We start from the raw sequence: 3,115 nt of genomic DNA, 5'->3' as shown, positions 1-3,115 counted from the left end.
GGCGTCTTCATGATGTAGACGCCTGCCTTGTACTCAATCCCAGCTCAACGCCCCGCCAGTCTGATACTCGGTTACCCGCGTCTCGAAGAAATTCTTTTCCTTCTTCAGGTCTATCATTTCGCTCATCCACGGGAAGGGGTTGGTGACGCCCGGGAACATCGGGTCGAGGCCGATTTGCTGCATGCGGCGGTTGGCGATAAAGCGCAGGTATTCCTTGAACATGGACGCATTCAGGCCGAGCACGCCGCGCGGCATGGTGTCTTCGGCGTAGGCATATTCCAGCTCGACGCCTTGGCGGAACAGGGCGGTGATTTCGTCCTTGAAGGCATCGGTCCACAGCGCCGGGTTTTCCAGCTTGATGGTGTTGATCATGTCGATGCCGAAATTGCAGTGCATCGATTCGTCGCGCAGGATGTACTGGTATTGCTCGGCGGCGCCGGTCATCTTGTTCTGGCGGCCCAGCGCCAGAATCTGCACGAAGCCGACGTAGAAGAACAGGCCTTCCATGATGCAGGCGAACACGATCAGGCTCTTGAGCAGCTTCTGGTCGTTTTCCAGCGTGCCGGTCTTGAAGGCGGGGTCGGTCAGCACGTCGATGAACGGGATCAGGAACTCGTCCTTGTCGCGGATGGACTTGACTTCGTTGTAGGCGTTGAACACTTCGCCTTCGTCAAGGCCCAGGCTTTCGACGATGTACTGGTAGGCGTGGGTGTGGATGGCTTCGTCGAAGGCCTGACGCAACAGGAACTGGCGGCATTCGGGCGAGGTGATCTGGCGGTAGGTGCCCAGCACGATATTGTTGGCGGCCAGGCTGTCGGCGGTGACGAAGAAGCCGAGGTTGCGCTTGACCAGACGCATTTCGTCTTCGGTGAGCTGGCCGGTTTTCCACTGTTCGATGTCGCGCTGCATGTTCACTTCCTGCGGCATCCAGTGGTTGGCGCACTGCGCCAGATATTTTTCCCACGCCCATTTATGGGCGAACGGCACCAGTTGGTTGACGTCGGTGGTGCCGTTGATCACGCGCTTGTCGCTGGCACTGACACGCTTGGCGGTGGCTGGCGTAGCGGTGGCGGGGGCGATCGGGTCTTCAAAACTCAGCATGTGTTTCTTTCGTCTATTCGGGTTTGATCGTCTCGGGCTTGAATGGCGCGAGTACGACGGTATTCAGGGTGTTGACCTTCCACACGTTTTTCATGTAGGCAAAGTCGCGTTGGTGTGCGTCGCCGATCTCGACCGTGGGCAGGAAATCCATTTCGACCCGCACTTCGCCCAGATACACGGCCTTGCCGGCTTCGATACTGAACGGCAGCTTGAGCGCAAAGCTGCGGATCTGGATGCCGCCGTCGCCAAAGCGGCCAAGGCTGGATGGCCAGTAGCCGTAGGCGGTGGTTAGCTGGTAGCGCCCGGGCGGCAGGGTCAGTAGTTCCAGCTTGCCTTCGGCCATATGGCCCTTGTCACCAAAGATGGTATTGGTGCCCATATTGGCGTAGACGCGACCTTGCAAGGGGCTATCCAGCGCCTGCCAGCTGAGGCTGGCGCTGGAGCGGTCCGGCTCGCTGCTTTTGCCGACCAGCGAAAATATGGCGTAACCCTCGCCGGCGGGCGGGGTCAGGCTGCCTTGCAGTTTGTCGGCCATGGTGGTGCAGGCGGCGAGCAGGCTGGTGCTGGCCAGTAGCAGCGGGGTGCGCATGGTGTGCTCCTCGTTTCGGTTGTGCCTTGCGGCATGCCTGAACTGTGGATGGGTGCAGGCGAATGCCGTAACCCATCCCTTGCGCCATCGCGAGCTTGCTGCGCTGATTGGTGGGTTACGCCGGCTGGCGCCGGCTAACCCACCCTTGTATCTGTTGTCTCGTGGTGATTAGCTATCACCACACGAAGCGAAGTGAGCTTGAACCCACCCTTAAGGCTAAAACCTTGGTCTGTAGATTAAGCCCTTCGCTTCACCCTCTCACCAGCCAGACACTGAACGGTAGCCAAGGGCTTTGACCCTGCATGAACAAGGCAAGTGGGTGAGTTGGTTGCTTCTATTTACAGAGGACTGCATATGTTTTACCTCGGTATTGATGTGTCCAAAGCCAAGCTCGACTGCAGTCTGCTGCTGGATCCCCAGTACAGCAAACGCAAGAGCAAATCTGTTGCCAACAGCGCTACCGGCATCGCCGACCTGCTGACCTGGCTGTCCAAGCAAGGTGCTTACCCGGGCGACGTACATGCCGTCATGGAGGGCACTGGTGTCTATCACGAACTGGCCGCCTTCGGCCTGCACGATGCGGGTGTGACCGTCTCTATCGCCAACCCGGCGCAAGTGCGCGACTTTGGCCGTGGCTTGGCCATCCGCACCAAGACAGATGGCATCGACAGCTTGGTACTGGCACGGTACGCGGCGATGTTGCAACCTGCTGCGTGGTCGCCACCTCCTGCTGAGGCCCGGCAGTTACAAGCGTTGCTATCGCGGCGTGACGCCATTGCACAAGACCTGCAGCGCGAGCGCAACCGGCTGGAAAAAGCCGAAATTGCGGATACCCCCGAGCTGGTGCATGCCTCGATCCAGACCTCGATCGCCTTTCTCGAACAACAACTGCAAACGCTGCAACGCCAGATTGACGACCATATCGACCACCATCCGGGACTCAAGCAGGATTTGCAGTTACTGCAGACCATCCCTGCCATTGGCCCTCAAACCGGACGACTATTGCTGGCTGTCATGCACTGCAAGTCGTTTGCCAGCGCCGAACAGTTGGCTGCCTATCTCGGACTAGTGCCCGTTGAGCGCCAATCCGGCACCTCGCTGCTCGGCCGCGCCAAGCTATCCAAAGCCGGTCCCGCCCGTGTTCGAGCCGTGCTCTACATGGCTGCGATTGTTGCAACCAAATATAACCCGCACGTCAAAGCTCTATACGAGCGCCTACTGCAACGAGGCAAGAGCAAGATGTCAGCCTTGGGTGCCTCGATGCGTAAGCTGGTGCATCTGTGCTTTGGCGTGCTTAAAACCCGCCAAGCCTATCAATCAGACTACTTGACCGCATGATGGCAAGACGGTATCTACTCCCCGCTCCCCGATCCCGTAGTTTCCCGTTACGCCTTGTCCAGCGCCTGAGCGATGTCGGCCATGATG

General features: G+C 58.9%; 3 protein-coding genes. 1 reads left to right on the top strand and 2 read right to left on the bottom strand.

The window, feature by feature from the left end; translation table 11 throughout:
• Window positions 1-33: 33 nt before the first annotated feature.
• Together ACRC1E_RS08305 and ACRC1E_RS08300 are read right to left on the bottom strand one after the other, a co-directional pair.
• Window positions 34-1,101, bottom strand: a complete 1,068-nt coding sequence (locus ACRC1E_RS08305) for a ribonucleotide-diphosphate reductase subunit beta (RefSeq protein ID WP_438514631.1) — start codon at window positions 1,099-1,101, stop codon at window positions 34-36.
• Window positions 1,102-1,114: 13 nt separating this feature from the next.
• Window positions 1,115-1,690 carry a hypothetical protein gene (locus ACRC1E_RS08300; protein ID WP_438514630.1) on the bottom strand — a complete coding sequence of 192 codons (576 nt, stop codon included), beginning with the start codon at window positions 1,688-1,690 and terminating at the stop codon, window positions 1,115-1,117.
• A 354-nt stretch (window positions 1,691-2,044) separates the two neighbouring features.
• Between ACRC1E_RS08300 and ACRC1E_RS08295 the strand changes: the two genes are divergently transcribed.
• Window positions 2,045-3,028 (top strand): IS110 family transposase, encoded by a 984-nt coding sequence (locus tag ACRC1E_RS08295; protein ID WP_438514629.1) that lies wholly within the window; start codon window positions 2,045-2,047, stop codon window positions 3,026-3,028.
• The last annotated feature ends 87 nt before the right edge of the window (window positions 3,029-3,115 follow it).

It is taken from the genome of Craterilacuibacter sp., assembly GCF_051659485.1.
GTDB lineage: Bacteria > Pseudomonadota > Gammaproteobacteria > Burkholderiales > Chromobacteriaceae > Craterilacuibacter.
The sequence above is the reverse complement of the archived record's forward strand: the minus strand, read 5'-3'. Positions and strand labels throughout refer to the sequence as shown.